Annotated in this window: 19 protein-coding genes, 1 tRNA gene, 4 pseudogenes and 1 CRISPR repeat array; of the genes and pseudogenes, 13 read left to right on the top strand and 11 right to left on the bottom strand. The window is 65.5% G+C overall.

Translation table 11 applies throughout. The features are described 5' to 3' along the window. Positions 1–178: 178 nt before the first annotated feature. Entirely contained in the window at positions 179–574 is a 396-nt protein-coding gene (locus MB828_RS30905; protein WP_301651053.1) for an Imm7 family immunity protein, read from the bottom strand. A gap of 113 nt (positions 575–687) precedes the next feature. Here MB828_RS30905 and MB828_RS30900 point away from each other — a divergent pair, with 113 nt between their 5' ends. The 3 genes and pseudogenes from MB828_RS30900 (at position 688) to MB828_RS30890 (ending at position 2,532) form a co-directional block, all read left to right on the top strand. Further along, entirely contained in the window at positions 688–990 is a 303-nt protein-coding gene (locus MB828_RS30900) for a hypothetical protein (RefSeq protein WP_301651052.1), read from the top strand. A 349-nt stretch (positions 991–1,339) separates the two neighbouring features. Then, positions 1,340–1,636: pseudogene (locus tag MB828_RS30895) on the top strand (transposase); the annotation flags it as partial. A 284-nt stretch (positions 1,637–1,920) separates the two neighbouring features. Then, positions 1,921–2,532 carry a hypothetical protein gene (locus MB828_RS30890; RefSeq protein WP_301651051.1) on the top strand — a complete coding sequence of 204 codons (612 nt, stop codon included), beginning with the start codon at positions 1,921–1,923 and terminating at the stop codon, positions 2,530–2,532. Positions 2,533–2,649: 117 nt separating this feature from the next. Here the strand turns inward: MB828_RS30890 and MB828_RS30885 are convergent, their stop codons facing one another. Further along, positions 2,650–3,033 (bottom strand): hypothetical protein, encoded by a 384-nt coding sequence (locus tag MB828_RS30885; RefSeq protein ID WP_301651050.1) that lies wholly within the window; start codon positions 3,031–3,033, stop codon positions 2,650–2,652. A 98-nt stretch (positions 3,034–3,131) separates the two neighbouring features. On the opposite strand from MB828_RS30885, the pseudogene MB828_RS30880 reads away from it, so the two are divergent. Beyond that, positions 3,132–3,933, top strand: a pseudogene (locus tag MB828_RS30880) (IS5 family transposase). Between the two features lie 22 nt (positions 3,934–3,955). Here the strand turns inward: MB828_RS30880 and MB828_RS30875 are convergent. Continuing rightward, positions 3,956–4,408 carry a DUF6228 family protein gene (locus MB828_RS30875; protein WP_301651049.1) on the bottom strand — a complete coding sequence of 151 codons (453 nt, stop codon included), beginning with the start codon at positions 4,406–4,408 and terminating at the stop codon, positions 3,956–3,958. A gap of 295 nt (positions 4,409–4,703) precedes the next feature. On the opposite strand from MB828_RS30875, the pseudogene MB828_RS30870 reads away from it, so the two are divergent. Further along, positions 4,704–5,523: pseudogene (locus MB828_RS30870) on the top strand (IS5 family transposase); the annotation flags it as partial. A gap of 81 nt (positions 5,524–5,604) precedes the next feature. Here MB828_RS30870 and MB828_RS30865 read toward each other — a convergent pair. Beyond that, positions 5,605–6,531, bottom strand: coding sequence for a hypothetical protein (locus MB828_RS30865; protein WP_301651048.1), 927 nt, complete (start codon positions 6,529–6,531; stop codon positions 5,605–5,607). A 1,072-nt stretch (positions 6,532–7,603) separates the two neighbouring features. Here MB828_RS30865 and MB828_RS30860 point away from each other — a divergent pair. Further along, positions 7,604–8,839 carry an IS701 family transposase gene (locus tag MB828_RS30860; protein ID WP_301651047.1) on the top strand — a complete coding sequence of 412 codons (1,236 nt, stop codon included), beginning with the start codon at positions 7,604–7,606 and terminating at the stop codon, positions 8,837–8,839. Positions 8,840–8,968: 129 nt separating this feature from the next. Here the strand turns inward: MB828_RS30860 and MB828_RS30855 are convergent, their stop codons facing one another. Together MB828_RS30855 and MB828_RS30850 are read right to left on the bottom strand one after the other, a co-directional pair. Next, positions 8,969–9,124 (bottom strand): hypothetical protein, encoded by a 156-nt coding sequence (locus MB828_RS30855; RefSeq protein ID WP_301651046.1) that lies wholly within the window; start codon positions 9,122–9,124, stop codon positions 8,969–8,971. Positions 9,125–9,538: 414 nt separating this feature from the next. Continuing rightward, the gene (locus tag MB828_RS30850) at positions 9,539–9,745 is read right to left on the bottom strand and encodes a hypothetical protein (RefSeq protein ID WP_301651045.1); all 207 of its coding nucleotides are present in this window, start codon (positions 9,743–9,745) and stop codon (positions 9,539–9,541) included. A 344-nt stretch (positions 9,746–10,089) separates the two neighbouring features. Here MB828_RS30850 and MB828_RS30845 point away from each other — a divergent pair, with 344 nt between their 5' ends. From MB828_RS30845 to MB828_RS30815, 6 genes and pseudogenes are all read left to right on the top strand, one after another. Continuing rightward, a complete protein-coding gene (locus tag MB828_RS30845; RefSeq protein ID WP_301651044.1) occupies positions 10,090–12,321 on the top strand; it encodes a transcriptional regulator in 2,232 nt (743 codons plus the stop codon). 37 nt (positions 12,322–12,358) lie between these two features. Further along, complete coding sequence (locus tag MB828_RS30840) at positions 12,359–12,679, top strand: hypothetical protein (RefSeq protein WP_301651043.1); 321 nt, start codon at positions 12,359–12,361, stop codon at positions 12,677–12,679. 654 nt (positions 12,680–13,333) lie between these two features. Next, positions 13,334–14,284 carry a PIN domain-containing protein gene (locus MB828_RS30835; RefSeq protein ID WP_301651042.1) on the top strand — a complete coding sequence of 317 codons (951 nt, stop codon included), beginning with the start codon at positions 13,334–13,336 and terminating at the stop codon, positions 14,282–14,284. Positions 14,285–14,534: 250 nt separating this feature from the next. Beyond that, positions 14,535–14,609 (top strand) — tRNA-OTHER (locus MB828_RS30825). A gap of 295 nt (positions 14,610–14,904) precedes the next feature. Next, a complete protein-coding gene (locus MB828_RS30820) occupies positions 14,905–16,338 on the top strand; it encodes a hypothetical protein (RefSeq protein WP_301651041.1) in 1,434 nt (477 codons plus the stop codon). 374 nt (positions 16,339–16,712) lie between these two features. After that, positions 16,713–16,808 (top strand): annotated as a pseudogene (locus tag MB828_RS30815) (IS21-like element helper ATPase IstB); the annotation flags it as partial. Between the two features lie 49 nt (positions 16,809–16,857). On the opposite strand, the gene MB828_RS30810 reads toward MB828_RS30815, so the two are convergent. From MB828_RS30810 to MB828_RS30795, 4 genes are all read right to left on the bottom strand, one after another. Next, positions 16,858–17,229: a hypothetical protein gene (locus MB828_RS30810; protein ID WP_301651040.1), complete on the bottom strand. Its 372-nt coding sequence runs from the start codon at positions 17,227–17,229 to the stop codon at positions 16,858–16,860. A 10-nt stretch (positions 17,230–17,239) separates the two neighbouring features. Beyond that, positions 17,240–18,478 (bottom strand): tyrosine-type recombinase/integrase, encoded by a 1,239-nt coding sequence (locus tag MB828_RS30805; protein ID WP_301651039.1) that lies wholly within the window; start codon positions 18,476–18,478, stop codon positions 17,240–17,242. Between the two features lie 404 nt (positions 18,479–18,882). Continuing rightward, positions 18,883–19,200: a helix-turn-helix domain-containing protein gene (locus tag MB828_RS30800; protein WP_301651038.1), complete on the bottom strand. Its 318-nt coding sequence runs from the start codon at positions 19,198–19,200 to the stop codon at positions 18,883–18,885. After that, complete coding sequence (locus tag MB828_RS30795; RefSeq protein WP_301651037.1) at positions 19,197–20,261, bottom strand: tyrosine-type recombinase/integrase; 1,065 nt, start codon at positions 20,259–20,261, stop codon at positions 19,197–19,199. The genes MB828_RS30800 and MB828_RS30795 overlap by 4 nt, the downstream gene beginning before the upstream one ends. Positions 20,262–20,391: 130 nt before the next feature. Between MB828_RS30795 and MB828_RS30790 the strand changes: the two genes are divergently transcribed. Beyond that, the gene (locus MB828_RS30790; RefSeq protein WP_301651036.1) at positions 20,392–20,559 is read left to right on the top strand and encodes an ATP-binding protein; all 168 of its coding nucleotides are present in this window, start codon (positions 20,392–20,394) and stop codon (positions 20,557–20,559) included. A 235-nt stretch (positions 20,560–20,794) separates the two neighbouring features. Here the strand turns inward: MB828_RS30790 and MB828_RS30785 are convergent, their stop codons facing one another. Beyond that, the gene (locus tag MB828_RS30785; RefSeq protein ID WP_301651035.1) at positions 20,795–22,387 is read right to left on the bottom strand and encodes an ISL3 family transposase; all 1,593 of its coding nucleotides are present in this window, start codon (positions 22,385–22,387) and stop codon (positions 20,795–20,797) included. A gap of 138 nt (positions 22,388–22,525) precedes the next feature. Continuing rightward, a CRISPR array of direct repeats spans positions 22,526–23,348; the repeat unit is 29 nt; unit sequence GGGACCATCCCCGCGTGCGCGGGGAGCAG. Between the last annotated feature and the right edge of the window lie 311 nt (positions 23,349–23,659).

Below are 23,659 nucleotides of genomic sequence, written 5' to 3'. Positions count from 1 at the left end.
GCGCACGAAAGCCCCCAGGATGGCCATCCTGGAGGCTTCGCTGGCACCGATTGGAGGTCGGTTCCGGACACCACCGCTGGTTTTAGCGGGCCTTGGTGGCGTCCATGTCCTTGGGACGACCCCAGAATGCCACACCCCACAGTTCACCCGCACTACTCCCCGTCGGCTACACGACGTCTCAAGCCGTGAAGGGATCTTCCACCGTCGGGATGTATGGAGACAGCAATGCCTCCCCGTGCTGCGTGATCGTGCCTCGAACGAGCCTCAGCACCTGTATCTCGTTCTCGCGATCCGGTTCCTCGTCATCGTGAAAGTGGAGAAGTCCGTAGGAACCAGGGGCGACCATGGCCACATGCTCAAACAGTTCGACAACGTCAGGAGACAAGCGGTGATTGGAAGAGCCGCCGAGGTGGATGAACGGTGCGCCGTTCATCCACCTGAGGTCAAGCAAGTACGGGCTGCCCATCTGGGTGATGTGACGGCGAAGCTCATCCACGATCTGCCGCAACCGAATCTCATCGTCGTCATTGGCTGCGGTCTCCCTGACCGTGATCCACCCGTGGTACTCAAACATCCCACGATCGTAGCGAGATGACCCGCTTCACGGCTCCGGCGGCAGCATGATCCGCCGGACACGCCTTAGGCGGATCACTATTTGCCTAGTCGCAGCAACCGGAGACCCCACACATGCCTGACCACACCCACCACGTCCGCCTGCTGCGCGAGCTCGCCGACCTACTCGAAACCCAAGCCGAGCCCACCGACGATCCGTTCACCCCACATCCAGACACACAAGCAGTCATCCAAAGCCGCCACACCGTCCGCGGACAGCTCAACTACGCCGTACCCGAAACCCTCCAACTCCAACGCCGCATCCGCCGCTACAACGCCGACAGCGGCATCCCCCACGGCGACATCGTCACCCTCGCCCTCGACACCTTCCTCCGCGCCAAGGGCTACCCACCGGAGCCGGCTTCTACCACTGCCTAGCCCTCGGCGACAACCAATGCCGGAACCAGGTCGCGGATCAGAATCCATACGCTGCGCCGCCGACGACTACAAGCGGCGGCACTCGGTTGAGTGCGGCTGCTTAATCGCCACCAATGAGTGGCTGCGGCCTGCGCTTTCGCAATAAGCCCTGGCGGAGACCTACTCCAGGCCCTGATGCCGTCGCTCTGCGTCCTCCCATCGAACGTGAGCTTCATACGACTCCGCAAGCCCCGATGAGCAGCTTCCTGGTTCGCGGCCACGCGCGTGCGCGTTCGGCATGTTCGCGCAAGGGCCGTGCCAGCTCCGACTCTTGAACTCCGCCATCCAGGAGTCCCCGAGTGGTCACACGTCGGCCAAGCTGCCAATGGCGCTTGTCCACTTGGACGCTGCCCAGCACGACCTGCTGACCTTCACCGCATTCCCGCGGGAGATCTGGCGGCAGATCTGGTCGAACAATCCGCAGGCGCAGGAACGGCTGAACAAGGAGATCCGCCGCCGCACCGGCGTGGTCGGCATCTTCCCCGAACGCACCGCCCTGATCCGGCTCGTCGGCGCGGTCCCGGCCGAGCAGAACGACGAATGGACCGAGGCCCGCCGCTACATGGACCGCGAACTCCTCGCCAAGATCCGTCTCACCCGATCGAGTCAGAGACCGACGAGACAGCCCTGCCCACCGAACACAGCGCATAGCCTCAAAGTGAGATCACCGAGTGGCCGTCGATACACCACTCCCGCGGACACGACCCAACCGTTCCGCAGGCAGTCATTGTTTCCATGTGGCGAAACCCCCAGGTGATCGTGAGGATGTAGTGCCACCCACGGCGGCTGCTCTGCCGGGCTTTGGAAGCGCGAGGCACACCCCCAGACTGCCCAGAGCACTGCGCGGTCAGCTCTCTCCAGAGCGGTCGGGATCGTCGTACACTGCCGCGCGTGGAGGGATGGAACTTCTGGTGGGGGATCGCCGCGTTTTTCCTCGGCGGCCTGGCAACGCAGCTCAACGGTTGGCTTGCCTACCGTCGACAACGCAAGGATCGTGCCGACGACGCAGCGGATGCACTCCGTGCGCGGCAGGAGGAATTTGAACTGCAACACCTAGTGGCGTTCAACCAACTGGTTCGGAACGCCGTCGACAAGCTCTACGACTACAACGGCGCAGTGCGCTGGGACGTCACCTCCCAGGGGGCGGCATCCCGAGGCTCCGGCACTGCGCAACGGCGTGAGGAGGCTGGTCAAGCTTTCGAGATCGAGCTGTCGAAGGTAACTGCCGAGCTGGGGTTCATCCTTGCCGACGACATCAGGGGAGCCGCAGCAACGCTCGTGGGCTACATGGCGGAGAGGGCTGGCCTCCTGCACACCAGCGCACAGATCCACCTGGTCGAGCTGGCACATCAAGCCGATACGGTCTACCTCCCAATCGGCGAGCGAGTCCGGAGCATCTACGCTGGTCGCGCGAGTGTGGCACTGGCAGCAGCAGGAAGCCGACATCCTGCACCGCCTACTCGGTCTAGGCCGTTTCCTTCAGATCATCGGATCGTTGGTTGATGTGTGTCGATGACTGACGCCCAGTGGGCATGCATCGAGCCGTTGCTGCCGGACCGGACGCCGAAGCGCGGGGAGGGCGGTGGCGTGATCACCGGCAGGTGATCGACGCGATCGCGTTCAAATACCGCACCGGGACTGGACCTGACCGAGCATTTCGGGTCGTGGAAGGGAGCCCACAACCGGCTTCGGATGTGGGCGGCCGACGGCACCTGGGAGAAGGTCCTCACCGCCCTGCTCACTCAAGAGGATGCCGAGGGCGACCTGCCCGAGGAAGCTCGACATGGAGGCAACCGATAGGGAAATGGCGTCTGCGGCGAAGCCGGCTGCCTCTCCACCGACATCCTCAAGTCGATCGATCAAGCTTTCTGCAACCCCTCGAACCCGCATGAGGGCCGACGGCGACGCCTGCTGGATACTGCGAAGATCCAACCACACAGAATCCAGCCCATTGTTGATCTGGTAAAAAAGGCCTCCCGCTCCTGAATTGTGGATGAACGCCATGGACACAGATCGCAACTTACAGCGGCTAACACAATGAGATGGATCGCTGCTGATGACCGTGCCTACGGCGGGAGTTGAGCGTTCGGTCCCGTGTGGAGATGTCGCCGTGGGTCGTGCCGGATGAGCTGTGGGACCGTCTGAAGCTGCTGCTGCCTCAGCGCGAACGGCGCTTCCGGCACCCGGGCCGCAAGCCGTTACCTGACCGGGATGTGTTGTGCGGGATTCTGTACGTGCTGCACACCGGGATTCAGTGGCAGTACCTACCCAAGGAGCTGGGCTTCGGCTCGGGCATGACCTGTTGGCGACGTCTGCGGGACTGGAACTAAGCGGGTGTCTGGCAGGCTCTGCACGAAGTCCTGCTCGCCGACCTCAATGCGGCCTCCCGACTGGACTGGTCCCGTTGCGTGGTCGACTCGTCCCATGTCAGGGCGCTAAAAGGGGGCAGCACACGGGCCCGTCGCCGGTCGACCGGGGCCGAGCTGACTCGAAGCACCACCTGATCACCGACGGGCACGGCACCCCGCTCGCGGTCGTGCTCACCGGCGGTAACCGCAACGACGTCACTCAGCTGCTGCCTCTGCTCGACGCGATCCCACCGGTTCGCGGCCGCCCCGCCGCAAACCTGATTCGCTGTTCGCCGACCGCGGCTACGACCACGACATCTACCGCAACCAGGTCCGTGATCGAGGCATCGTGCCAGCGATCGCTCGTCGTGGTGCCCGGCACGGCACTGGTCTGGGCGTCTACCGGCGGGTGGTCGAGAGGACATTCGCCTGGTTGCACGGCTTCCGACGTCTACGGATGCGCTGGGAACGGCGGGCCGACATCCACGAAGCGTTCCTCAGACTCGCCTGTTGCCTGATCACTCATCGACAACTTGGCGCCTTGTGCCGACCATAGGCGACTGACGAACTGCTTCCGCTCACGACGGCGGGTCCGACTCCAAGAACGTACGCATTTCGATGGCAAGACTTCGCATGTCTTCCCCAGGAGCATGGATGGTCGTCATCTCGAAACGCCACTCGTCATCGGGGAGCCGGTCATGCAGCCCCCACGTCAACCGGACATGTGATCCTGCGTGCTCGGCAGCCAGCGATAGGTCACCCTCAAGAGAGCGCCAGGCCCTGGTGCCGTTCCATCCTCGAAATTCCTCTGCCAGTTCGGCAAGGAAGACGTCGAGGTCGTCACCGCCCCAGGTCCTGACCATGACCTCGATCCGCGCCGACTCACCTTGAGCTGTCACGAGGAAGTCGCGCATCGGGTCGTCACGCTCTTCCGGGAAGGAACGTGTGAGCTGGTGGAAGCGCAGGCTGATCGTTCGATAACGGTCAGCTCCGACGCGGACAACCGGGCTGAGCTCGTCTTCCTCGATCACGTGTGCAGGCTACGGGCACGAGACTCCCTGTGACCAGGAGTTTTGCCCTTCCTGCCGGACACCGGTCTCCGGAGAAAGCCGACCGCTCCTTCGACGCGGTCATTCTGTTACGAGCTATAAGTGACGTTTTCGGAGTCCTGCGGCGCCGGAGCCGCTGTGCTTGACGGGGCAGTCGCCCCGTCCGCGACACCCGGGAATCGTTTCGTTCCGACTGCTCCTGTCTGCTCCCAACACGCCCCCGCGCACCGCCCTTTGGCCGCTGGTAGGGCCGGCCGCGGTCGGCTACTTCCCGAACATGACCCCGCACGGTCCCTGCCCCAGCGACCTGCCGAACACGTCCTGGGAACTGATCGAGCCCGTCCTGACGTCCTGGCGCAACCAGCGCCGTGCCCGTCCGCTGGACTCGGCCGACCGCCCGAGCACGACCTGCGCCAGATCATGAACGCCATCCTGCTACGTGGACTGCACCGGCACCCCCTGACACTGCCTCCCGCACGACTTCCCACTTTGGGCCACGACTTACGGGTACTTCGCCAAATGGCAACAGGACAGGGTGTTCGAGCAGCTCACCGGCCTGCCGCGGCGCCTGGTCCGCAAAGCCGAGGGTCTAAGCACGGAACCATCCGCCTGCGTGCTGGACTCCCAGATCATCAAGACTTCCGCCAACGTGTACCTCGTGGACCAGGGCACGGACTCCGGGAAACGGATCATCGGGCGCAAGCGCCACCTCGGCCGCGACCCTCTTGGCCTGCTGCTGACCGTGCTGGTCACCGCCGCCGGAGTCTCCGAGACCGCAGCCGGCGTGATCCGGCTGTCCCACATCGCCGCCGCGCACCCGCACATCAGGAAGGCCTGGGTCAACGCGGCTTGCCGCACCACTGCAATCGACCACGGAGCGCCTCGGCATCGACGTCCACCCCGGCCAACACCGGGCCGGCGCCCGCGGGTTCACGATCATCCCGAGACGGTGGACCATCGAGCACAGCATCGGCTGGCTCGTGCACCACCGATGCCTCGCCCGCGACTACGAGACGCACCCCCACCGCTCCGAAGCCGTGATCCACCTCGCCATGATCGACCTCATGGCCTGCAGACTCACCGGTGAAGCCACACCCGAACTGGCGCGGAATCCGACCCGGGACCAAACACGAATCACTGGACCAAACGCTCAGTCAGTGCGCTTTGTTGAGCGGCTGCTACGTAGAAGCACCCGGTCTTGGCTGCCTGCGAATCTTGGCCTGCTGCTGCGAGTCGCGGTGAAGGACACGGATGGCATCGACCAGGCTGGGGAGGTCGGACAGGTCGATGTTGCGCGGGCTGGCCGCGTACCGGACCAGACCGAGTAGTCGGTGCAGGATGTCGGCTTCCTGCTGCTGCCAGTGCCAGTCCGGGCCGTCCGGGTCATCGCCGTCGGTGGGCTGCTGCGGGGCACTGCGGAACCGTTCGTCCTCGGCGACGCAGTCCCGCAGGGCCGTTGGCCACACGAGCGGGACCGGCTCGGGGTTGTCCTTGGCTTCGGAGCCGCGCACCGCCAGGATGACCCGTGCCTCCTGTGACCGGTCGACGCGCTCCTGGAGGTCATCAACAGCGGCCAACTGGGTTGCTATGCGGCGGATTCGTTGCGCGTGTTGGCGGGCCCACTCTCGTTCGGCGCGCCGGCTTCGGCGTTCGCGGGCCTGCTCGACCCGCTCGCTCTGAGTGCGCGGCACCGTGCCGTCGGGTCGGGTGTAGGCCCGGCTGAGCTGAAGGTGTCGCCGCTCTGCTGCCTGGCGCCCGCTGAGCTCCTGCCATTGGGCGATACGGGCCCAAGTGATCTTTCTGGTACGGGCGAGAGAGGTGAGCTTGAGTTCGTCATGGTCGAGCTTCTCGCGCAGCATCCGGATGACCAGCAGCGCGGCAAGCACGTCAGCGTCGGTGGCGTCGGGCAGCAGGATGCCCTCGGCCCACTGGCAGACGCGGTCGTAGTTCCGTGCGATATCCATCAGCCGTCCCGGCGAGCCGCCGCTGCGCAAGGGAAGCCGGCGGGTGCCCGAGGGAGTCCGGGTCAGCCGTGCCCACGCCTGGTCCCGGTTGTGCTCAGGATCCGGGCGCTGCTCGTCTCCAGGGTCGAGTGTCGTCCTCAAGACGACTCCTCGCGTCGTCTCCCAGACGACGTCTCCGTCGCCTGGGATGGTGTGGGATCGCGATCTGCCTGGGCCCGGGTGTCCAAGACGGCCGGGTGCCGCGACTGTAGGACCTGCTCACGCACCTGACGGCGGCGCCTACGGCGCCAGGCGGAGCGGATCGCACCAGCGGTGACCGCGGTGAGAGCGAACATCACGGCAGCGATGTACTGAACGCTGACGTCATGGATGAAGGATGTCGGCATGGCTGGATCGGCTCACGTCATCCGCGTGCGCCTCGCTCCTCGTTAGAGTCGGGTGTACAGAAACTGCCGCTTGGCTTGCGCGAAGCCACCGTGACGGCGGACCCGCGCACTGCAGGCAACGGCTCAGGACGGCCTACATCGGGGCTCGTTCCCGAGAGGAAGTCTGCCTGGCTCAACCCAGCCGCATATGCCCTCTCGCCGCTCCCGCGCCAAGCGCCACCTTGCGCCACCCCGCCTTAGGTCGCATACAGGGCAAAAAGACGTCTAAAACTCAAAGGGAATGTCGTCCTCCGGCTGCTCCCAGGTCCCCGGTCACACGCACAGCCCCCCAACTCTTCGCTTTCCTGGACCGGTTGGGCAGCAGCCCGCCATGCCCACCGTCACGGAACAAAAGAGGCGGCGCGAGCCTGATGGGCTGGAGAGCGGCCACTGAACGCCTCCACCGCTTGTTGGATCGGTTCCGGGCGCGATGCTGCGATGCCGGCTGAAGCAAGCAACTGTGAGCGCCTGCCGGATCCGACTGGGCGGGTCTGGACCCCCGCCTTCCGAGGTGGTCGGCTTTGCCGTCCTGTCCTCGCGCCTCCGGGTCTGGGCACCTGGGAAGCTGGACGGTCTGACGCATGGCAACTCGTAGTCGTGCGCCAGGACCGGGCTTCGCGGTCGCTCTGGTAAATACCCATTCTCGGCCATAGTGCGACAACAGGGTTTTCCGCCCGCTTGCTGTGCTCAGACTTCAGCACGGGGACCGGCGGAGGAACGTTCGGTCGGCAATTAGTAGTGCTTCGTTACGTTGGGTGATCTCGGCTGATCGTGGGCAGCTTCCCGGAGTGAGGTTGGGGGAAGTGGAACGGCTCCGGGGCGAGTTGGCGGAGTTCGTTGCCGATGTGTTCGGGTCGTTACCGCGGCGGGATCAGCGGCGGTGGGGCGAGTGCTATCTGCGGGGCCTGATGCTCGACGGCCGGCGCAAGTCGGTCCAGCCGATGGCCGAGCGGCTGCCGGACGGCAACATGCAGGCCCTGCAGCAGTTCGTGAACCAGTCGCCGTGGGATCCGCTGCCGGTCCGGCAGCGGATCGCCGAGCGGCTGTCCTCAGTTGTCAGGCCCGAGGTGTGGGTGATCGACGACGTGTCGTTCCCCAAGTGCGGCAAGGCGACGGTCGGGGTGGCCCGCCAGTACTGCGGAGCAGTCGGCAAACGGGCGAACTGCCAGGTAGCGGTCAGTGTCCATGCCGCCACCGACACTGCCTCGTGCCCGTTGGAGTGGCAGTTGTATCTGCCGCGTGAGTGGACGGACGAGCCGGACCGATGCCGCAGGGCAGGAGTCCCCGACGACGTGGTGCACCAGGAGAAGTGGCGTCTCGGGCTCGGCCTGCTGGACACACTCACCGAGTGGCAGCTGAAGGCGCCGGTGGTGGTCGCCGACGCCGGCTACGGCGTCAGCACCCCCTTCCGGCTCGGTCTCCAGGAGCGAGGGCTGTCCTATGTCCTCGCCCTGAACGGGAAGGAAGTCGCCCACCCGGAGGATGTCGAGCCGCACCAGCCTGCTTATGGCGGGCTCGGACCACCCACCCTTCCCCGCTACCGCACCCCACCGCGAGCCGTCTGTGTCCTCGCAGCGGAGGCGGGTGCGGAGCGGTTCACCGAGGTGACCTGGAGGCAGGGCAGCAAAGGCACGATGACCTCGCGGTTCGCGGTGCTGACAGTGCGGCCCGCGGGCAAGCAGTCCCTGGCCGCAGCTCAGGAGGCGGGCGGCGGCCGCAACCGGTGGGACGGCGTCCTGCCCGTCCAGACACTCCTCGTCGAATGGCCGGACAGCCAGGACACTCCGACGGACTACTGGATATCGAACCTGCCCGCCACCACACCGGCCGCTGACCTGGTGCGATGGGCCAAGATGCGCTGGCGGATCGAACACGACTACCGCGAACTCAAACACGGCCTGGGACTGGACCACTTCGAAGGCCGAACCTGGCGCGGCTGGCACCACCACGTCACCCTCGTCACCGCCGCACAGGCCTTCCTCACCTTCAGGCGGCTCGACCCAAAAGTCCGCACACCGGCCTAACCCTCTACCAGGTCCTCGACGCTCTGCAGGACCTGCTGAGGTGCTGGACCGGTACCTTCACCACCTGCGGACGCCCCCTGCCCAGCCCTCGGGGCATCAGCAGACAGCCCAGAACCTAACGAAGCACTACTAGTCGCCGTCCGGTTCCTGGTTCCGCAGAGCCCTTTTTGCCCGGTGCCACGCGGCGAACACTCCTGGAAGCTGTTCCAGAATGCCCCGGACCGCGAACAGGACGCTGGCTACGACACCGGAGGTGGCCAGGATCCATAGCGTGAGCACATCCATCGACTCGACACCTTCTACAAGGGCCGAACCGGAGTTGGGTGTGTGCTCAGTTCGACCGCGAACGGTCAGAACTGAGATCCACGCCGACAGTAAAGCTCAGGTATGGCAGGGCAAAACGGTCAGGTGGCCCCAATGGGGGCTGGCCACAGACGGACGATGGTGGGCAGCGGTCCGGGTCGTGGTTCACGGATCACGCGGGTTGTGACGACTTGTCGGCTCGCCAGAACCTGCGGCTGCGAGGCCAACATTACCGTCGCCTGTCAGGGTGTGGATATCTTCGGGTAAGACGCCCCGTGCTCTGCTGTCGATGTGGTATTCCCCACGCGAGGGGAATGCTCTTCAGGCGGCATCGCGTCGAACGCGGAGTGTGGGATTGCTGTGCTTGCGCTCCAGATCCGCCGCGTGGTGGGTGTATCAGTGCCGTAGAAGACTGGTAAGGGCTGTCAGCACAGCGGTGGCCAGGGTGAGGGTTGCAGCAAAGGCCATGGCTGCCCGGGTGAGTGCAGCCGGGTAGGTGGCGTGGTCGCGGCGAGCCAGGTAGCCGGCCGCTGCCGCGCAGAGGATCCCGGTCAACACAACCAGAGCGCAGGCGAGGAGAATAACGGCGTAGTGGTCGGACAAGGTCGGACATCCCTTCCGGTCAGTGTGGCTGATCTCGTGTCACGGACTTTCGGGGATGCCGTGTTCATCAGGGTTCACTGCTCGAAGATGAACACGGGCGAACAACGGGGCAAGGCGAGGAGTGGGGGCTCCGCGTGGGGATGGATGATGTGCACGATCCCGCGGCCTTGGCGGAGTTGCGGTCCCGGCTTGAGACCGGGCGGATAGCTCGGGGGATCAACCAGACCGAACTCGCCCGTGCTGCACGCTTGGGGCGTACAACGGTCAGCCGTGCCTTGAGTTCCGGCGCGCCAGGCCCGACGGCCGACACCGTGGGAGCGCTGGGCCGGGCCCTGCGGCTCGACGTGACCGTACTGCTGGGCCTCCTCGATACTGCCTACGGACGTGGTCAGGGCACCACTGCGGATACAGCAGTGCTGGGCAGGCCCATTCCGATGTGGGATCCCCACGATCTGGAAGTCCACTTCGCCGTCGAGGCGCCGAACTCTGGCTCCAGCGCAGGAAGAGACCGAAATCGGAACGGCAGATCCGGAACACTGCCAGCCTACGTACGACGTCCGCATGACGAGCATCTCGCAGCCCTTGTTGAAGCCGCCGACGAGGGGCACAGTGGGATGGCTGTCCTCGTGGGGTCCTCCTCCACCGGCAAGACCCGCGCTTGCTGGGAGGCCATCCAGCCACTGGCGGCTTTCGGATGGCGGCTATGGCATCCGTTCGACCCCACACGGGCCGACGCCGCGTTGGCTGACCTGCACCGGGTGGAGCCGCGGACCGTGGTCTGGCTTAATGACACCCAGCAATACCTTGGCAGTGAGGACGGAGAACGGATCGCCGCCGCCGTCCACCGGCTGCTCACTGATGTCTCCCGCAGCCCGGTGCTCGTCCTGGGAACCCTCTGGCCCGAGTATCAGAACGACTACATGCCCTTGCCCCGTCCAGGCAGTCCCGACCCGTATCCGCAGGCCCGTGCTCTGCTGGCTGGGCGCCTCATCACTCTGCCCGATCACTTCGACCATATCGCCATTGCCAAGGCCCAGGCTCTTGCCGGCGCAGGCGACCGACAGCTCGCTCATGCACTTCAGCACACCGACAGTGGCCGGCTGACCCAGTTCCTCGCGGGAGCCCCGGAGCTCCTACGCCGCTACGAGAGCGCTGACCCGCCCGTGCGAGCCCTGCTCGAAGTCGCCATGGACGCGCGACGTCTCGGCGGCGGTCTGCACCTTCCAGTCGGGTTTCTCGAACAGGCCGTCGAGGACTACCTCAGCGACGATGAGTACGACGACCTCGCTGACAACTGGCTTGATCAGGCGTTCTCCGACGTGACCTCCCCAGTCCACGGACGTCTGGCCCCACTACGCCGCGTCCGGCCCCGTCCCACTCGAAGATCCTCCGCGGCGGAGACCGCCCCGTCACACGCCTACCGACTCGCGGACTATCTGGAGCAACACGGACGACGCAGCCGCGCACGCCTCTGCCCTCCGGAGTCGTTCTGGCAAGCGGCACACGACCATCTCACCCCCGAGAGCCTTATCAACCTCGCTGACGCAGCCCGGATCCGCCACCGATTCCACTGGACCGAACAACTCGCCCAGCAGGCCGCCGATGCGGGCAACACCGATGCGATCGCCCGGCTTGCTGAGATCAGACGGATGAACGGCGCCGAGAAGGAAGCCGACCTGCTCCTCCAGCAAGCCGCAGACGCAGGCAGCACCAATGCTCTGATCCAACTCGCTGTCATAAAGGACAGGGCTGGCCACAGCCATGAGGCTGAAGCCCTCGCCCGGCGAGCCGCGGACGCAGGCGATATCAGAGGACTCGGTCAGCTCGCCGAGATACGTGAGAGGTGGGGCGACCGGGAAAAGGCCGAAGACCTCGCGCTGCAGGCCGCCGCCGCGGGCGACACGGGCCCGCTCGTTCGACTGGCCGAAATACGAGAACTGGCAGGAGCCAGACAAGGAGCCGAACGACTGGGACGGTTGGCCGCCAGGGCTGGAGACACGACGGCCCTCGTTCGGCTTGCGGCGATCAGGGAGAGCGGCGGCCGCATCGCCCGCAATGAGGCTCAGCGTCTCTACCAGCGTGCCGGCCGTGTGGGAAACGCAAGCGCCTTAGCTCGTCTCGCCGCTGCGCGGGAGACAGCCGGCTACCAAGAAGAAGCCGAGCAACTCGCCCGACGCGCCGCAAAAGCCGGCCAGTCCTTCGCGCTCGTCCGGCTCGCCGAGATGCGTGAAGCAGCAGGCGCACATCAGGAAGCCGAAGAACTGGCGAAACAAGCCATCGAAGCCGGCCACCGCTTCGCCCTGATACGTATCGCTGCCATTCGCGAAGTAGGAGGAGACCACCGAGGAGCTGAGCTTCTCCTCCAGCAAGCCGCTACAGCGGGCAACCCCACCGCCCTGGCCCGGCTCACAGAACTCAAAGAAGCCGCCGGAGACTCCGAAGGGGCAGAGCTCCTTGCGCGACAGATGGCCGAAACAGGAAACCCCAGCGCCGCTGCCCGCCTGGCCGACATAAGGGAAGCAACAGGCGATCGAGAAGGTGCCGAGAAGCTCGCCCTGCTGGCTGCTGGCTGCTGACGCGGGTGACACCAGCGCTCTCGCTCGCCTTGCTGAGATGCGTGAACTCACCGGGGATCCCAAAGGAGCAGAGCGTTTTGCTCAGCAAGCGGCCCAAAGAGGCAATACCTCAGCGTTGGTGAGGCTGCTCGACATGCGGGAGGTCTCGGGAAACCAGGAGGGGGCCGAAAGCTTGGGCCGACAAGCTGCCGAGGCCGGAGACACTGACGCCATGGCCAGGGTGGCGATCATGCGCGAAATGGCGGGAGACGGACGACAGGCCGACCAACTCGCCCTGATGGCTGCTGACGCAGGCAACCCCAGCGCCCTCACTCGCCTGGCGGAACTACGAAGTAGGACGACGAGCGACTGGGAATGACGAGCTGTTACGCAGGCGGGGCTGCGCCCGTTGCGCGAGACCGACACCGCGGCGTCTCCCCGTGCTCTGCCCGCCGATCAGCGTCCCCTGCCCCGCTTGGAGCAGTGGGACGAGCTGTTGCGGCTTCGCCGGATGGACTCATCATGACCACCGCCCATCACGCACTGACCGCACAGGCGTCCGACGCGGCGATCGACACCGCCTGCCGGCTGCTGCGTCTGCCCACCATGCGGGCCCAGGCCGCCGACACGAATCGCCCGGGCCGAATGCGAGGGCCTGTCCTATGCTGGACTCCTCGCCGACCTGCTGATGGCCGAGTGCGAGGACCGGGACCGGCGCCGAGCCGAATGCCGCATCCGGGCAGGCAATTTCCCCGCGAGAAGTCGCTGCGGGAGTTCGACTACAGGGTCAATCCCAACGTCGATCCGGCGGTGATCCACAATCTCGCTACGCCACCCTCCTTCTGTAGGGGAGGGCAGCTCTGTGAAGCTCATCGGCTCTCAATGAGTACAGTTCAGATGCCTTGTAGGTCAGAGGCTATCGAGCGCAACAGATGTGATTCAAGTGGCTGCTCGAGTCGGAGGAACCAGGTGTAGGTCGAACTCCTCGTGGAAACACCAGGTGCACCTGGGGCCGCGCTGACATGATCGGCGCATGCTCATCACACCGCGCCCCGGCGCGGACCGGAAGAACATCCGGCAGGCCCTCAGCGGCGTCCACACCACGGCGATGAACCTGCAGCGGCCGTACGGCAGCGCATTCGCCGGGCTGCTGGCGTATCTGGAGTGGGCCACGGAGTCTGCGCAGATGCTGCGACCCCAAATCAGCGACCGGGACCTCGACCAGCTCGTATTCACCGACCGCTACCGGACGCTGCTGGGCAGCTGCGGCATGCTCGCCGGGACCGACCAGCAGCGCCTAGTGAACGGCCTGGTCCAACTTGAGGTCACCGAACGGATTGAGGCCTTCGAGACGGCCGTGGCCGCGCTGGATACGCAGATCGGCCGGTGGAGCCAGCGGGAGACGTTCGTCGTGGCCGACTCCAGTTTCTACATCCAAAACGAGGTGAAGCTGGCCGACGTCGACCTGCACGAGGTGCTCGACGTGCCACGCTGGCAGTTCGTGCGTCTGCTGTTCCCGATCGTGGTGGTCGACGAGTTGGACGACCTCAAGGACGCGAGCAAGCATCGGGCCCGCTGGCGTGCCGCCCACACGCTCGGTCTCCTCGACGGGGTCCTCAACGGCAGTACCCACGGGGTTCTGCATGAGGGGGAGCACTCCGTTCAGGACGGCGAGACCCTCGGTAGGGTCAACGTGGAGATCGTCCTCGATCCCCCCGGCCACGTGCGCCTGGACCGCCCCGATATCGAGATCATCGACCGGACGGTGGCCATCCAGGGCTTGGCCGGCTGCAACGTTCGGTTGCTGACGTGCGATACGAGTCAGCACACCCGCGGCCGGGCCGCCGGATTGCAGGTGACCAAGGTGGTCACGAAGGACCCGGGTGACGAACCGGATTGGTCGGCCCCGGACAGGTCTGGCACCGGCGTACGTGCCCAGCGGCGCGCCCGACAGGCCGAAGCCGAGGCTCCTACGGTCAGTTGAGAAACTGCTACGGCCAGCCATCCCACCATCACCTCGGACGACCGGGTTCGCTGGCGAGGAACCCAGAACCTCGCCGACCGCGACCACCTCGTACGAACGGTCAGACACGGCTTATGGAAGATCCAGTGTCGGCCCCAGTTCATCGACGGATGTCTGGCCGGGACCGGGCTGACCACCGAACAACCCTGAACGGCGACTTCGCGAGTTCAACCTGAGTCGTGGCAGACATGGCAGTGCTGGTAGCATGGGGGCGGTTGTAGCTCAGCGGCTAGAGCACCCTTCAACAAAAGGGAGATCGCAGGTTCGAGTCCTGCCAGCCAGACCACGGCAAGGGCGAGGAGCTTCAGCTCCTCGCCCTTTGCTATCCGTCGGCTTATCTGATCCAACAGAAACTGGCCAGTCGGAAATCGAAACGCCCTGCACACACGTCGCTTGTGTGATGCAATGAAGGAATGTTTGTCGACGGAAGCGCGGGCCACGTGCTGGCTTTGCGAATCAAGGAGCTTTTCAGAGGACCCGACTCTCCATGGTCTAGGCGATCATGGAGATACGGAACAATCGGCCAACTGCGCGAACTCCTGGCGCTTGCCGACCCCAGGGCATCTGCTCGCGCTCAGGAGGTGGCTCTCGCAGCGGCAAATTCCATGATTCTGCAAGACCCGTGCATAATTGGCAAAAGGCGTGGGGCAGTAATCAGGGCCCTCCCCAAGAAGAATAACCTGGATAGGTTCCAAAAAGGTAGCTATTCGTTCAATCTTCTGCTCCATGAGGTCAATACGCTCGACGCCGAATATATGAATCTTTGGATCGACCGGATTCAAAATTCCGACGAGACGAAATCCGTAGGGCAATTTTCTCTGGACATTGACACCTCGGCTCAGCTAATTGGCTCGCATCTGCAAATGATGGGATTCTCTGAATCTTGGATCGTCAATAAGTTCAGCTATGAGTTGAGTCGGAATAAGAGCTCTAGCTCAATGGCTCAAATCCTCGAAGAAGCCAGCCGACTGGGCCAGGATGAGGGCCCCTGGACCGTCTTGATCCCACTGGCCAAATCCGCCCGCATGGACAGCCGGAGCGGGAAGCCCTGGCTATCAAGAAAAGACTTCTCGCAGCGCTTCGCCGAGCTGTTCCCTTCACATGAAATGCCAGCCCATGTGGGCGGCTTTGAGTTGACCATTAACGCGATAGACAAATATACCGTACTTGAAACTTCCCAGAAACGCATGGCTCAGATTGAAACTCGGGCAGGCCTGGCAAGCAGTAAACGAAGAATCATGCACCAGGCCGTGGCGTGGGTGAGCCCGGGTGAATTCTCGGCGAGTCTTCCAAATGAGCGCACCAGATCATTCCGCATCCCATCCCTGGACGAAGATGGTGGGATAGAGCTATTCGATACCCTGCCCAGCCAAATTGAATCTGCAATCGACTTGCTGAGCGATTTTCAATCCGGGCTGGATCGCAGTACTTGCATTAGCTCATGGGCAGCCGTGGAGACCTTGCTCGCCGGAAGGGAGGACTTCGGACAGCTTGCCGTAGTAGCCGAGCGAGCTGCGGATATCCTGACATGTCGCTTCATCTTCGATGAACTCAATGGCCTTGCAGTTAGCCACTCTCGTTCTAGCCAGGATGCTCTGGCAGTAAATCTAAAGAATCTCTCCGCCAATGCCCGAGCCAGAGAGATTGAGGACCACCTGCGGACAGGTGGGAGCCTTGCAATTACGAACGCACTCGGTCAGCTTGCCGTCGAACGGGTAACGAAACTTATCAACGATCCGAACGAGGTTAGATCTCTAAAAAATAGTTTCATGATTTCCCTGTCGCGCCTCTATGCGGCCAGAAACTCCATCGTTCATGCCGGGGAGTTGGAGCCCTACGGATTCGGGATCCTACTGCCATCGGCCGAGGTACTCCTCGGTGCACTTCTGGATACCATTGTCATTGCTTCGCGCCGAACCCAGGAGCCTCCAGGAATGGTTGCCGCAAAGGCGAATTGGGCTCTTGAGCAGGCCATTGACCTTTCCGACTTCTCTTCCTTGACTCGACTTTGGTAATTAAGTCTTTTATCGACGAAGTTCTTCAATATGCGGCCAGCGTCTCGGTTCACACCTGCCAGATATTCTAGTCGTTCGCCGACTGAGTCCGTAAGGATCGGTGCTTTCTTCGGCTCTACACCGAGCACTCGGCAAGGACCGGGCTGACAACACACCGAGGGCGCGCAGACTGGTGATACCGCCCCAGATGAACGGGGCGGTATCACCAGTCTGATCACCCTGTTTGGTTGAGCGCCCTGGTCAGTTCGCGGTTCGTCGCTCGAGCAGCCTCCAGATCTTCCTGGGCTTCCTCCAACCATGCGGTTCAGCAACGTGGGGAGATCCATGCGCGAGTGCACGGCAGACGCGGACCTGAGCGCAGGCGAGATCAGTCGATGGACCTCGACCGCCACGGCGCCGAACTCCTCTTCCAGGTCCTGACCGAACGTGAGGAGAAGAACAGCGTCGCCATCGCCTCCAACGAGTCGTTCGGCAAAGCGCACATGTTCCGGCGAACACGTGCCAGGCGACGCCGAAACATTACGGGTTCATCTTGCGGAAGTCCTGGTACTCGTCACAGACGATGCCCTGGTTGACCCAGCGTTCGGGGTCTGCGGCGAGGTCACGCTGGGCAAGGTGCAAGGCTTCCTCGGGGGTGGGCAGGACCGCGATCTCCCGTCCCCACGTGTTCTCCTCGGGGTCCAGGGGCGGGAACTCGGTGATATCGAAGAAGTTGTCGGTGCCGACGTCTTCGACGTCACTCACATAGATCGTCACGCCGGAAGGGCCGGGGCTGAGGGCGATCCAGCAAAGCCCTTGGTGACCGTCGCGTTCGGTCCTGCCGAGGAACTGCTCGATCTGCCGTCCGCGCTGGAGGGCAGCGAGGGCGAAAGAGGGGGTGAGGTGCCGCATGCAAGTTCCTCTACGGGTGCTGGTCGGGCAGGCGTCCTGGGGCGATGTGATCAGCAAGGTAGATGAGGGTGGCCTGCGGGTCCATGCCGAACGCGGCGGCGACGAGCTTGGGGTCCATGGTGTTCACCAGGTCGACGAGGCGGGTGCTGCGGATCATCCGGGGTGGGTATCCGCAGTCGTCAAGTGCATGGGAAAAATAGGCAGTTGAGGCCGGGCTCCGCCCGGCCTTGGTTCCTTTGGTGACCATCACATGCGGGTTGGTCGTCGGCCATTTTGCGCGGTGGTCCAGGCAGCGTTCCAGCACGGTCCAGGAGGCGGGATCCAGAGGGACGGGATGGGGGCGCTTGCCGAGCCGGACGGTCTGGGCCGCAGCGTCGATGTCCGTGATCTTCAATGTCCGGACCTGTGTGCTGGAGGCTCCGTGCAGCAGAGCGAGGATGCCGAGCAGAGCCTCGTGCGGGTGAACCTGATCGTCGGTCGTCCATCGACGGAAGAGCTCGCGCTGCTGGTCGAGGGTGAGGGTGCGGCCGCGGAAGCCGTTGCGTTCTTTCACGATCAGAGTGCGGGTCGGGTCGATCAGCACGATGTGCGGGGAGCGAGCGAAGCGGAAGAACTGCCGCAGCACCACCAGCCGACGCTTGCGGGCCTTGGGCGAGGTGGCCAGGAAGGCTTCGATGTCGTGCACGTCGGTCAGGGCCCAGTCGTCCTTGCCGCGGTGCTCGGTGAGGAAGCGGGCCAGGTCCCGCAGGATGGACAGGGCGGTTTCCAGAGTGTGGTTGCTGCGGGGGCGAGTGCCGGCCCGGCGGGCCCGGTCCTGGGCCCGCATGCGGGAGGCGTCGAAGGCGGCAACGGCTGTCCTGAGGGGCCCGGGGACGGCATCGATGCGGCGCTTGCGCCGCCCGGCGGCGAGCCGTTCGGCCTGATCGGTGGGCAGGGCCAGGCCACGATGGGTGAAGAAGTCCTCAAGCGCACGGGCGAAGGTGCCCATCGATCGTCCTGGTCGTCGGGACCGTTCCAGAAGCGCCTGGGGCGAATTGGGGTGCTCGTCCTGCAGGAGGCGGCCGAGGCTGGTGATCAGGCCGCAGGCCCGGGAGACACAGAAGCGGGCCGCGACATGCCCGACGAAGTCGTCCAGCCACGTCGGCGGGTTGGTGAGTTGGTCGCGGAGGTGCTCGCCGCGGATGAATGGTCGGCCAGGATGTTTCTGCCAGCAGGCTGAGCACAGGCCAAGGCCGGCATGCCGTCGCACTTGTCCGCACTCGCGGCAGGTCCGCGGGGGCTGCTTGTCCTGTCGGGGCCGCGAGCAATGTCCGCACCAGCCGGTCTCCTCGCGGAGGTATCCGTGCTTGCCGCAGCGTGGGCAGGGCTGCTGGTCGCGAGCCGGTCTGCCTTTCGCCGGCAGGCTCCGCAGAGCCGGTTATAGGCCGCGCGGACGGGTTGGCCGCACTCGTCGCAGACGCGTGAGCAGGTGATGCACCGGCCAGTGTCCTCCTGGAGGACCCGGTCCTTGCCGCAGGACGGACACACCGCCTTCGCTGCCTGTTCTTTCATCCGGCGCCAGCACCGGCAGCAGTGTTGGCGGTCGCGATAGCCGACCGGCCCGCCGCAGGTGACACAGTCCCGCTGCTTCTTACTCACGGAAAGGTCCGCAGGTCACAGAGGCGGCATCGACCGGCCCCGGGCGGAACCGACGGCCGTCGGGACGTCGGCGACGGGCCGGGGCGGAGCCACCGGCCGCTCGACGGGGGTGGTGTCGACCTCGATCAGGTCGTTGGGGGTGCACTCCAGCGCGGTGCACAACGCGGCCAGGGTGGTCATCTTCACCTGCGAGGGCTCCTTGGTGAACAGCGCGGACACCGATGCCGAGGAGAGCTCAAGGCCGGCCTTCTCGGCCAGCAGCCGCCGCAGTTCGGTCCCGGTCCACACCTCGCGCTGGGCGGCGGCCATCCGCAGCCGCCATCGGATCTTCATGCCGTGGTGTCCTTCCCGGTCAGCTCGGCCAGAGTGCCGGCGACCGCCCGCTGATAGGCGTCCTCGATGAACGTCGCGGAAGGCCGGACATAACGCATGGTCGAGCTGACCGTCCAGTGACCGAGCATCTGCTGGATGGCCACCAGGTCGACACCTCGTTCGTAGTTGTGGGTCGCGCAGGCCCTCCGCAGCGCATGCGGGCTGAACCGTTCCGAGGCCGGCCGCCCTTCGAGCTCCATGAGATAGCGCAGCCGGTTGCGGATCGTTCCGCGATGCAGGGCTCCGCCGGACTCATCGGCGAACAGCACAGGAGAGTCGGGAAACTTGGGGCGCACGTCGTCCAGGAACCATCGCAGCACCAGGTCCAGGCCGTCGAGCATGGGCACCCAGCGGGGCCGGGGCCCGGAGGTGTGAGCCCCTTTGCCGAAGCGGACGTGGAGCTTGCCGAACGGGCCGCGGCTGAAGTGCACATCCGGCTTGTCCAGCAGCGATGCCTCCTCCGAGCGGAGGCCGGCGTGATAGAGGGTCCGGAACATCGCATAGTCCCGGGCGGCGGGCCCGTACTTCCTCGCGGTCGCGATCCGCTGCTTCATGAAGTCGAAGAACTCCGCTACCCGTTCCGGTGTTGGCGGCGGCACCAGGGCCGGGGAGTCGTCGCCGACATGCCGGGAGGCGTTGAACTCGTCGACCGGGCAGACCAGACGGACACCGAACGCTGCCTCGATCTCGGCCGCCATGCGGGCCTGCAGGAACCGGTGGAACCCCTTGAAGATCTGCACATACTCGCGCCGGGTCGACGTCGACCGGCCCTTGACCGCCAGGTCGCCGACCACCCGGTCGATGTCCTCCGGCGTCACCTCCCACGCGGGTCGGCCCAGAGCAGCGAGGGTTCGCTCCAGCAGGCCGATGTCGTTGTCGATGGTCACCGGGCTGAACCCGCGGGCCCGCCAGGAGGCGACGAACGCGTCGACGCATGTGGTCTGGAACTGCCACGGGTCCGTCGCCAGCGGTTTCTGCGGGACGGCCCCGCCCGCGATGACCTGGAGTCTGGCCTCGGCCACCGGCACACCTTCCTCGCACCTGAACGGTCAAGGCAGCACCTTGAAAACCAGGGCACTACCGCGAGAACCAACGAGGACCCCAGGAGCGGTATACGGCCAGGTGGCAGCGTCAACTCTTGTGAGGGAACAAGTGCCAGCCCCAGATCGCTGGGGCGAGGTCTTCGGCGATGACACCGTCGCCGCCGCGATGATCGACCGCCTCGTCCACCATGCCGAAGTGATCTCGCTTAAGGGCGACTCCTACCGCATGCGCGGCCGCGACCTCGGACGGGTTCCCGCCGCCAACACGGGGGAATGACCAACATCAATGACGCAGAGGGGGTCACTTTTCACCCGTCGGAACTGGGTCACGATTCAGGTTCTGGATCACTTTTGGTGCTGATGCCACGGAGGGTCACCAGGCCCGCGATCATGAACGGTCGTGACCCATGACCTGCTCCAGGACCTCTGGCTCCACCAGACCACCGACGTCGCGGTCAGCGCCGTCACCATCCACGCCGACCACGTCACCGTCCACGCCGCCACCACCAGGCTCATGCCGCGTGAAGGATGCGTTTGCGCAGGAGGTCGAAGTTGGCGCGGCCGAACATCTGACGCTTGAGCATCTTGATCTTGTTGTTGTGGCCCTCGACTGCTCCTGAGCTGTAGCGCAGGGTGAGCCCGGCGACGACGGCGTCGAGGTCCTGCAGGAGGCCGGTGGCGAAGCTCTGCAGGGCGGGGACCTGGTCTTGTTGGACGCGGGCGATCCAGTCTTGGAGCTGGTGGCCGCGGCGGTCGTTCATCAGCTCGGCGAAGTCTCTGACGTGATCGGCGGTGCGGGCGAGCGCCGGGACGCGCGCGAGGATCTCCTTGAGCTGCTGCGCGTCGGCGTCGTCGAGCCGGTCGGGGTGGCGAGTGATCCACCCGGTCACGTCCCTCACGGAGGGCTTGCGGCGGGGCGGGTCTTGGTGAGGGAACGCCTCCCGCAGCTGCCGTATGTAGACGCGGACGATCTGCTCCTGGCCCGGGAAGCCGCGCTGCCGGATCTCTTCGAACAGGCGGCGGGCGACGGTGAAGCCTTCGGCGTACCGCTGGTTGAGGTAGGGCTTGTAGGGGTCGAGGATGCTGGTGCGTCCGGTCCAGCGGCCGACCAGCAGTTCGTCGGGGTCCGCGGCGTGGGCCAGGCGGCGGATGGTGCCGCGGGCCAGGCCCAGTCGCCGGCCGATGGCGCGCAGGCTGACGTCCTCGCGGATCAGGGCGTGGACGGCCGCGTGCTGTTCGCGGACGCGGTCCGACAGGGGTCCGGTCCGCCGGGGCTCGGCAGCGGTGACCGGCAGGGTCAGGGGCTCGGTGGTCCCTGCGGGTGGCGGCGGTTCGGGCAGCAGGGCGCGGTGCTGGAGCACGGTCTTCTCGACGGCGTCGGCGAGGTTCTGCCACAGGTGGAAGCGGTCGGCGACGTGGATGGCGTCCGGGGCGCCGAGCCGTGCGGCCTCGGCATACAGAGCGGAGCGGTCGCGGCAGATGACCTTCACTCCCGGGTGGGCGGCCAGCCAGGCACGGACGGTCTCGACGGTGCGGTCGGGCAGCAGGTCGACCGGTCGGCGGGTCTCGATGTCCACCAGGATGGTTGCGTAGACATGCCCCTTGCGCAGGGCGAACTCGTCGATTCCCAGCACGCGCGGCACTGGTGGGGCTTCTTCGGGCAGAGCGCGGATCAGGCGAAGGAGCGTGGAGCGGCTGACCGGGACGGCGAACGCCTCGGCAAGGCGGGACCCAGCCCGGCCGGCGAGCATCAGCCCGAGCCTCTGCAACGCGGCTTGGAGTTGTTGGCTTCGGCGCCCGTGTCGGAAGGTGACGCCCTCGACCTGTTCGACGAACGTCGCCCGCTCGCAGGCTGGTTGGCGGCAGCGGAACCGGCGGACCCGTAACTCGACGACGACCCGGCGCTGGCCTGCGGCGCTGTCGTCAAGCCTGCGTACATAGCTGCTGTGGACGCGACCCGAAGACGTCCCGCACGTCGGACACGCCGCGCCCGCCCTGGTGGTGGCGGCGTGGACGGTGACGTGGTCGGCGTGGATGGTGACGGCGCTGACCGCGACGTCGGTGGTCTGGTGGAGCCAGAGGTCCTGGAGCAGGTCATGGGTCACGACCGTTCATGATCGCGGGCCTGGTGACCCTCCGTGGCATCAGCACCAAAAGTGATCCAGAACCACGATTCACGCGTCGCCGACACCCGCGTGCGCGGGGAGCAGCGGCCCGACCACCCAGGCGGCCACGGTCTACCCGGGACCATCCCCGCGTGCGCGGGGAGCAGCTCCTCCGGTATGGGCTGCGGAGGCGGCGGCGGGGACCATCCCCGCGTGCGCGGGGAGCAGAACGTGATCAGGCCCTTCTCGTAGTTGTCCGCGGGACCATCCCCGCGTGCGCGGGGAGCAGTCCTTGGCGTGCGTGATGTAGGTGGCGGAGGCGGGACCATCCCCGCGTGCGCGGGGAGCAGGACCGAAAATTCGGCCAACCGGGGGCCTTCCGGGACCATCCCCGCGTGCGCGGGGAGCAGTCCTGGAGAAGCTCGTGGATCGCCTCGGCCGTGGGACCATCCCCGCGTGCGCGGGGGAGCAGCACCGACGAAGTCACCCGCATCGCCGACGCGGTGGGACCATCCCCGCGTGCGCGGGGAGCAGCTCGTCACGATCCGCCCTGACGGCACGCTGGAGGGACCATCCCCGCGTGCGCGAGGAGCAGGTGGTGATGGCACCATCGGCGATGTTGACCGTGGGACCATCCCCGCGTGCGCGGGGAGCAGCCCGTCAATCAACTCTACGATTTCCTCGACGCGGGACCATCCCCGCGTGCGCGGGGAGCAGTGCTGCAAGATGATCAGCGACGCTAGGTGGTAGGGACCATCCCCGCGTGCGTGGGGAGCAGGACAAGATGCTCAGCGAACACACCGACGTGATGGGACCATCCCCGCGTGCGCGGGGAGCAGTCCGCCGCCGCCTGGGCCCGCGCCCTCAGCTCGGGACCATCCCCGCGTGCGCGGGGAGCAGGACAAGCGTCTCGCCTCCCTGTGGGGCGAGCAGGGACCATCCCCGCGTGCGCGGGGAGCAGGCTACGTGACCTGGGACTTTGCTGGGCGGTGGACGGGTTTTTCAACACTTCCACGGAATCCGGCATAGTGCCCAAACCTCTCAGTTCGATCGACCGGATTGAGTTGACAGCGCAGTCTAGACACTTATGGATCACGGCTGGGGGACTTGAGGTTGATCGAGCCGGTTTCCCTGGAAAAGCGGCCCGACTATGGGTTTTGCGTGTAGTCATCTGGCATGGCACGTGAGGGGGAGAGCAGATCGGGCTGCGCGTTCGGTTGAGCGGCCCAGCTCGGCTGGTGTGGGCGAAGCATGATCGTGACAGCGACGGCT

This window comes from Streptomyces arenae (genome assembly GCF_022343545.1).
GTDB classification, from domain to species: domain Bacteria; phylum Actinomycetota; class Actinomycetes; order Streptomycetales; family Streptomycetaceae; genus Streptomyces; species Streptomyces humi.
This window is presented reverse-complemented; position numbering and strand designations above follow the sequence as displayed.

Bases quoted from the DNA above. Each gene is read 5' to 3' on its own strand.
- MB828_RS30905 (WP_301651053.1), bottom strand. From the start codon at position 574: ATGTTTGAGTACCACGGGTGGATCACGGTCAGGGAGACCGCAGCCAAT.
- MB828_RS30900 (WP_301651052.1), top strand. From the start codon at position 688: ATGCCTGACCACACCCACCACGTCCGCCTGCTGCGCGAGCTCGCCGAC.
- MB828_RS30885 (WP_301651050.1), bottom strand. From the start codon at position 3,033: ATGGCGTTCATCCACAATTCAGGAGCGGGAGGCCTTTTTTACCAGATC.
- MB828_RS30855 (WP_301651046.1), bottom strand. From the start codon at position 9,124: ATGGATGTGCTCACGCTATGGATCCTGGCCACCTCCGGTGTCGTAGCC.
- MB828_RS30840 (WP_301651043.1), top strand. From the start codon at position 12,359: ATGCGTGAACTCACCGGGGATCCCAAAGGAGCAGAGCGTTTTGCTCAG.
- MB828_RS30835 (WP_301651042.1), top strand. From the start codon at position 13,334: ATGCTCATCACACCGCGCCCCGGCGCGGACCGGAAGAACATCCGGCAG.
- MB828_RS30810 (WP_301651040.1), bottom strand. From the start codon at position 17,229: ATGCGGCACCTCACCCCCTCTTTCGCCCTCGCTGCCCTCCAGCGCGGA.
- MB828_RS30800 (WP_301651038.1), bottom strand. From the start codon at position 19,200: ATGAAGATCCGATGGCGGCTGCGGATGGCCGCCGCCCAGCGCGAGGTG.